This is a genomic window from Bradyrhizobium sp. MI1.4 (assembly GCF_055811315.1).
In genome coordinates, this window is record NZ_JBVVPP010000080.1 from 14,329 (window position 1) to 21,888 (window position 7,560).

The window sequence follows — 7,560 nt, forward strand, 5'->3', positions numbered from 1 at the left end:
GCACTCGCCACGGCGAGCGACACCGTCAGCGCGCTGCCCAACGACGTGGCCGGCGCGATCGCGCCGCTCGAGGCGGCGACGCAGCCGACGCTATCGACGCTGGCCGACACTGCGGGTACGCTGCCCGACGACATGGTTGGCGCGATCGCGCCGGTCGAGGCGACGGTGCCGCCTGCGCTCGCGACGGCTATCGACACCGTGAGCACGGTGAGCAACGAGGTGGTTGGCCAGACGAGGGGTCCAGACGCTCAGTCGAGCGCGTTGTCGCAAACGGTTGCATCGGACAGCACGGGAACTCACACCTTTGATAGTTCAGCACCCCCCCTTGAGATCGCGGAGTCGGCACTGATCACGGGTAACGGTGCGCCTGGTGATGTATCCCAGCCCACCGATGTGGCTGGCAATGCTCTTGCGAGTGGCGTGCCGGTCCTTGAGACGAGCGAGCATGTGCTCACCACAACAGCTGCCGCTTCGACCGATCCGCCGAGCCAGCTGTCGCATCCGGCCAATACGGCGAGTGTGACTGGCGACGCTTTGGCGGGTGCGGCGCCGGTGGCTGACATGACCGAGCCGGTGCTCACTGCGACAGCTGCGGCTCCGACCGATCCATCGAGCGAACTGTCGGATCCGGCCGACACGGCGAGTGTGGCTGGCGAGGCTTTGGTGAGTCCCGCGCCACTGGCTGCCATGATTGAGCCGGTGCTCACCACAACAGCAGCGGCTCCGACCGATGCGCCGAGCGACGTGTCGCAACCGGCCGACCCGGGCAGCGTGGCTGGCGATGCTTTGGCAAGTGTGGCGCCGGTCGCAGACACGAGCGAGCCGGTGCTCACCACAACAGGTGTCGCGCTGACCGATCCGACCAGCGACGTGTCGAAACCCGCCGATACGGGCAGTGTGGCTGGCGATGCTCTGGCGAGTACGGCGTCGGTCGCGCACACGAGCGAGCCGGTGCTCAACACAACGGCTGCCGCGCTGACAGACCCGACCAGCGACGTCTCGCATCCGGCCGATGCGGGCAGTGTGGCTGACGATGCTTTGGCGAGTGCGGCGCCGGTCGCGAACACGAGCGAGCCGGTGCTCACCACAACGGCTGCCGCGCTGACCGACCCGACCAGCGACGTCTCGCATCCGGCTGATACGGGCAGTGTGGCTGGCGATGCTCTGGCGAGTGCGGCGCCGGTCGCGGACACGAGCGAGCCGGTGCTCACCACAACAGCTGCCGCGCTGACCGACCCGACCAGCGAGGTGTCGCAACCGGCCGACACCGCCAGCGTGGCTGGCAATGCTTTGGCGGTTGCGGCACCGGCCGCTAACACGACCGAGCCGGTGCTCACCAGCGCCGGAGACTCGCTCAGCAACCCCGCGACCGAACCGGGAGAGCCGGCCGTGCCGGACACCACCAGCGCTCAAACTCCTGGATCGGCCGAAACGCTTCTTGCGCTCGCCACCGCCGCTGACGCACCGATCGAGAGTTCGGGATCCGCCACCACTGCCCCGGAGAACGTCATGACGGACAAATCAAATGCCGCGGCGACGACCGCCGTCGGGAACGATGTGATCGCGTTGAACGATGCGCCACCGCCTCCGGCAGATTCGCTGTTCAACGGAACCCATTATACAGATTACGGCGTCACGCTCAGCAGCGACATCGCGCCCTCCCAGACTGCCGCGTCTCAGGGGGACGCCGCATCGGCTCAAGACGTTTCAGCGCCGGTGGCTGCCGACGTCCAAAAACCCGCGCCGCCGCCTCCCGACATCTTGGACAATACTTCGATTGATCATGTCGGGACTCATGATGCCATCCTCTAGTGGGAGGCAAACATGGCAGCTGTCGAGACACTGGACTGTCCGCCGCGCACCAACTCCGGGGCTCAACTTCGGGTCGCACCCGGCGGCGAGGCCCGCGACTACGTCGGATCTGTCAACGCGCTGGCCGCCTGGCGTTCGGTCGCGCGCATCAACCTCATAGCGGTCGCAGCATTTTCGGTCGTTGTGAATCTGCTGATGCTCACGTTGCCGATCTATCTCTTTCAAATATCCGATCGCGTGCTGACGAGCCGTAGTCTTGAGACACTGCTGATGCTCTCGGCTCTCGCGCTGACGTTCATCGGTATCCTCTCCATCGTGGACATTCTACGTCGACAGGTGCTGGGGCGTCTTGCGACCAAGATGGAAGCGGTGCTTGGCGGCGCAGTGCTGGCGAGCAGCATCAATAACGCCAGGGCCGGCGAGGGAGGAACCATCCAGGCGATCCGCAGCCTTCACCAGGTGCGGGGCTTCATCTCGAGCCCTATCATGCTTCTACTGATGGACGCGCCACTCTCGCCCCTCTACTTCGCAGTCATATTCCTCGTTCATCGACATCTTGGCTGGATCGCAGTCGTATCGGGCTTGGTCCTCGCACTGATTGCGCTGATCAACCAGAAAGCGACCTCGGAGCGTCTGAGCGAGGCAGGCCTGTATGCCGCCGAGGCCGATGCGGCGGCCGAGTCGCTGGCGCGAAATTCGCAGGTGATCAATGCGATGGGAATGCTGAGCGAAAGCATTCTCCACTGGGGGCGCCGGCAGGCGCCAGCACTGACGGTGCAGAGCCAGGCCCTTGACCGGAATTTCTGGATCAGCGGTGCGTCGAAATTCGTCCGGCTCGTGGCCCAGATCACGATCCTCGGCACCGGGGCCTATCTGGCCCTCCACGCCGAGATCACGGGGGGCATGATGATCGCGGCTTCGATCATTGCCGGCCGCGCCCTGCAGCCGCTCGAGGGCTTGATTGAGGGATGGCGCAGCTGCGTTCAGGCGCGATCGGCCTATGCCCACGTCAAGCAGGCGGTTGAGTCATTCCAGCGCGAGGGGCCTAAGCTGCGCTTGCCCAGACCGCAAGGGCGCCTGAGCGTTGATCGGGTCTTGTATTTGCCGCCCGGCTCGAAGGAGCCGGTGCTCAATGGTGTGTCGCTCGACCTCGCGCCCGGAGAGTCTTTGGCCATTGTCGGACCGTCCGGATCGGGCAAGTCGACCCTCGCGCGCATTCTGGTGGGTTGTCTGGTGCCGACAGCCGGCAAGGTCAGGCTGGACGGAACGGAGCTGCGCAACTGGGATCGCCGCCAGTTCGGGGAATATAGCGGTTACCTGCCCCAGGAGGTCGAGCTATTTCCCGGGACCATCAAGCAGAACATCTGCCGCATGCGTGACGACTTGCCCGACGAGCGCATCTATGAGGCGGCGATGTTGTCAGGAATTCACGACATGGTCTGCCAGTTGAAGCAAGGATACGAGACCGTGCTCGACCGCAGTGGCGGGCCGCTCTCGGGAGGACAGAAGCAGCGCATCGCGCTCGCCCGGGCTTTCTTCGGTAATCCGTCCCTTGTCGTGCTCGACGAGCCGAACTCGAATCTCGACGCGGCGGGGGAGCAGGCTCTGACCGAGACCCTGCAGCGCGCCAAAAGGCGGGGGGTCACGGCGGTGGTCGTAACCCTGCGCCCGGCGCTGCTGAACAGTGTTGACAAAGTGCTCATACTGCGGGCCGGACGCGCGGAAGCATTCGGCTCTCCGAGCGAGGTGTTGCATCGCCTGGTTCGGTCCCCCGGCAGGGCCGGCGTTGATGAGCCGGTGCAGCCGCAACGCATCGAATCCTCGGGCGGGTGACCAGCGCGGGAGGACAGCATGAGAGCGGTAAAGGACGACATCGGCGAGTGGTACCGCGGTGTTCCGCTGAGCGCCAAATGGCCCATCTTCACCGGCCTCGCCATCCTGGTTGTTTGGCTCGGCTGTTTCGGCGTTTGGGCTGCAGTCGCCCCACTCAACAGTGCGGTCGTGGCTTCGGGCACGTTCGTGGCCACCGGGCAGAACAAGTTAGTCCAGCACTTCGAGGGCGGCATCATCCGCGAGATTGCGGTCAAGGACGGAGATGTCGTCGAGGCCAACCAGGTGCTCGTTCGCATGGACGATACCCCTGCCAACGCCAAGCTGAAACGGCTGGTCTTAAAGAAGTATCGACTGCTCGCCATGAAGGCGCGTCTAGAAGCTGAACTGAGCTCTTCGGATGCAATCGAAACTCCGGCCGAATTCAGCGAGAACGCTCGTGATCCAGAAATCAAAGCTATTCTTGAGCGGCAACGTGCCGAGCTTCAGGCGCGCCGGGCTAGTCGGGTGAGCGAGGAAAGCGTACTCTTGAAGCAAATCGCTGGGCTGGAGGAAAGCATCCGCGGATATCAGGCGCAAGTTCAGTCGACCAAAGAGCGTATTGCCTTGTTCGCCGAAGAGCTGAAGGACAAGAATTCGCTTCTTGGCCAGCAGCTGGTCCGCAAGTCGGATGTGCTGGCGTTGCGACGCTCAGAGGCGAGTCTCGGGGGTGAGCTCGGCGAGTATCTCGGCCGCATCGCCGATTCGAAGGAGCGGATCGCTCAGGCGAACGAAAGAATAGTGCAGCTCCACGCGACGGCGCTCCGCGATGCGATCAAGGAGTTGCGCGAGACCGAGGCGGAGCTGGATGACGGGGAGGAGCAGATTCGCGCCGCTCAGGATGTGGTTGATCGGATCGATGTCCGTTCGCCGGTCCGAGGTATTGTGGTGAAGAATAACTTCCATACACCGGGCGGCGTCGTCTCTCCTGGTGCCGTGATCCTTGAGCTCCTGCCAATTGGCGACGAGCGCATCATCGAGGCACATGTGAATCCCAAGGACATTTCGCATGTGAGCGTTGGCCAGGAGGCGCTGGTGCGGCTGTCGGCACTCAACCAGCGCATCACGCCGATGGTTGGTGCGAGCGTCATCTACGTGTCAGCGGACGCCTTGGCGGAGCAAGTGCAGGCGAAGACCGAAACCCGTCCCGACGGTGACACGCGTCGGGAATTCTATGTTGTTCGGGTGCGCCTGGACCAGGACGATGTTCTCAGGCGAATGCCTGAATTCATCCCGACGCCCGGGATGCCCGCGGACGTTTACATCAAGACGGGAGAGCGTACCTTTTTCGAGTACATCATGAAACCGATTCTCGACAGCTTCTCCCGCGCGTTCCGCGAGACGTGATAGGCGATAAAGGAAATTGCCGATCCACGCTCGGCCTGTGGTCGGCACAACGCCTCCACGACGCGAAAGCTTCCGTGGGAGAGGGCAAGAGACCATGGCCGGTGACGAAATAATTTCTGCAGCCGAGCGACCACTACAGAGACGAATCATCCATGGCAAAGGAAACCAAACAGCTGCGGTAGTAGGTAGGGTCGCTTTGGCATCAAGATGTCAATAATTTAGCCATCACTGAGGCTTGCATTTCATCCCGAACAAGTAGCGCAACGGAAAAAAGGGGCCGCTTAGTAGCGGCCCCTTTCGTTTCCAAAAGAGACCGCCAACTGCGGTCTTGGGCGGCTACTGAGAAGAAAGAAGCGCCGCCATCCCGAGCGCCAATATGCATACGGCGGCCAATGACCAGAGGGCAATCGCAATCGGCTTAGGTATGGCGCTTAAGTCAGTCCACGCTCTGAGATTCCGCGCTCGGGCCCTCGACCTGGCGCGGCCGCAGTTGCGCTAGGCGCTCTTCGAGCATGCACCTTCTCTTGAGAATGATCGTCGCCAGCTTCGAGTCGACCTCTTCTCGCAATGACCACAGTTCATCGGTGGACAGCGACTGCAATTCGTGTTTTTGCTCCATGGTCGCCTCCATATTTCTGGATGCCACCACGAGTGCAAAACCACGACGGAATATAAGTAGTTCCGACGTACCGCCTTTTTCCCACGAGCCTCTGCGCCCAATGTCCTCCGAGTCGATTTCGCCTAAACAAAGCGTGATTAGTTTGAGTCCATTGTCTGAAAGGCCCCCTGTTTGCGAAGCTCTAAGGTCGAGGTCGGCCATTCGCCAGAGCCCCATTGCGGTCGTCCTTCAACGGGGCTTCCGGCGGTGAAGAAAAGAGTGACTTCTTTGTCGCCGCCGCGCCCCGAGGTTCCTCTTGGGAGCTTTGGCGGCGTCCACAACCCAAGGGGTGCGGCTCGGAAGCTTGCTCCTCAGCTGGCGCGCGGAACGCCGCTGTTCAACGCCACAATGCCTGTATCCTTCGCGTCATCACCTCGTCACCCATCGTGCCTATTGTGCCTCCCTATGTCTGGCTGTTGGCGCAAAACGGGTCATGTCACCTGATGATATCGTGATTAGCTTCCGGCGCTTCTCTTGGTCCGATAGATCTTTTTAATTGGAACGTCGTACGGCCGAGGCGGCCACACGCCTCCTGCTTTTAGATATGCATCAAGGACGGCTCCAGACCACGCCTTCATTGCCAGCGTCTTCAGCGGCATTCGCTGCGTCACGCTATAGAATTTTTCGGTTGTCGGAGATCTGGCCTCCGGGTCCTTATCATCAAGCGGAGGAGCGTGACCGAGGAATGCGGAAGACGCAGCTGCCGATAGGCCCGGATAATTTTCAAAACTGTGGAGCAGCCGACCTAACGGTGCGCAGCGAGAAATCCGGCAGGCCAGCTAGGACGTTTGGATGCGCAGATTCTTTAACGCCCTTCATGTTGCGAAGATGGTCAGCAAGCCAGGAGGATGCATCGCCGGCCGATCGTAGCCGACGCCGTCCCGCTGCTCGCGGCAAGTCGAGGCAAAAACCCACTTCATCTTGTGGCCGAGCCGTGCGAGATGTTGATCAGGGCCTGCCAATCAGCGGTCCTGGAACTTATCACGTGCAGTCCCATGGGCGCAACGGGAAGCATGAAATCTTTGCGCGCCTTCATCTGGCCTTCCATTTCTAACGCCGTTCCCCAGCCGTCCTCGCCGATCACGTCGCTCTGTTGCACATTCGTACGCTCAAGAAGAGTTGTGGACCCACGGCGATTGGCCGTTAGCGCGATCCACCAGATGCCCCCCGTATCCCTGGCGAGATCTTTTCCTCGGCGATCTTTCCCGGCAGAAAACTTCGTGGCGCGCGAGCAGATCACCCACGTGCTGCACCCGAAAGCCTGTTTTGCGGGACCGAAGCTTTTCGGCGTTCGCCTGCATTATGCTGATTTCCTCGCTTGAGGGCTGCGGTGGCTCAATCTGCGGCCACCACGGTGCCGGCACGACGAGGCCAGACTCGTGCGAATTGCTGTAAGCCCAGGTCAACATGGATTTGGCGTATGCCAGGAATTTTTCCCGAGGTCGTACGCCAGTGATTGCTCGTATGGCGGAGCCGAGCACATGAGCAGGGCTGTGAGGGGGATATCCTTGCTTCGGGAGCGGTTTCCAGGATTCTGAAGGCACAGAGAGAAGGGCGAGCGCGCGCCCAAGGGCCGTTGGAAAGATCGGCAAGGCAAACCAACGCCGCCGACTTCGATCTTCTCCGGACCCGGCGAGGCCTGACCTCAGGCCTCCCACCGGCGGCCCTCCGGAGATACGGCGATCGTGTTTTCAGGCCGCACCTATCCCCGCGTGACGGTTGCCAGCGAATGCTCGAGGAAGAAACGCAGCATCTCACTGGTCGCGTCCGGCCCGCGTGGATCCGTGTAGGACCCGACAGGACTGCCTCCCGACCAGGCATGGGCGGCCCCGTGGACGCTCCAGTGCTCGGACATGTCCAAGCCATCTGCATCG

Annotated in this window: 5 protein-coding genes and 1 pseudogene; 3 read left to right on the forward strand and 3 right to left on the reverse strand. The window is 62.0% G+C overall.

Annotated features, from left to right (window positions below):
• From AC0L23_RS38195 to AC0L23_RS38205, 3 genes are all read left to right on the forward strand, one after another.
• Positions 1-1,812, forward strand: a 1,812-nt coding sequence (locus tag AC0L23_RS38195) for a hypothetical protein (RefSeq protein WP_473358274.1), incomplete at its 5' end; no start/stop codon positions are given.
• Positions 1,813-1,824: 12 nt separating this feature from the next.
• Positions 1,825-3,645, forward strand: coding sequence for a type I secretion system permease/ATPase (locus AC0L23_RS38200; RefSeq protein WP_473358275.1), 1,821 nt, complete (start codon positions 1,825-1,827; stop codon positions 3,643-3,645).
• An 18-nt stretch (positions 3,646-3,663) separates the two neighbouring features.
• Complete coding sequence (locus tag AC0L23_RS38205) at positions 3,664-5,028, forward strand: HlyD family type I secretion periplasmic adaptor subunit (protein ID WP_473358276.1); 1,365 nt, start codon at positions 3,664-3,666, stop codon at positions 5,026-5,028.
• Positions 5,029-5,464: 436 nt separating this feature from the next.
• Here AC0L23_RS38205 and AC0L23_RS38210 read toward each other — a convergent pair whose 3' ends face one another.
• The 3 genes and pseudogenes from AC0L23_RS38210 to AC0L23_RS38220 all read right to left on the reverse strand — a co-directional run.
• On the reverse strand, positions 5,465-5,848 hold the full coding sequence (locus AC0L23_RS38210) for a hypothetical protein (RefSeq protein WP_473358277.1): 384 nt from the start codon (positions 5,846-5,848) through the stop codon (positions 5,465-5,467).
• A 754-nt stretch (positions 5,849-6,602) separates the two neighbouring features.
• Positions 6,603-6,785 (reverse strand): hypothetical protein, encoded by a 183-nt coding sequence (locus AC0L23_RS38215; RefSeq protein WP_473358278.1) that lies wholly within the window; start codon positions 6,783-6,785, stop codon positions 6,603-6,605.
• Between the two features lie 603 nt (positions 6,786-7,388).
• A pseudogene (locus AC0L23_RS38220) lies at positions 7,389-7,560 on the reverse strand (extracellular catalytic domain type 1 short-chain-length polyhydroxyalkanoate depolymerase); the annotation flags it as partial.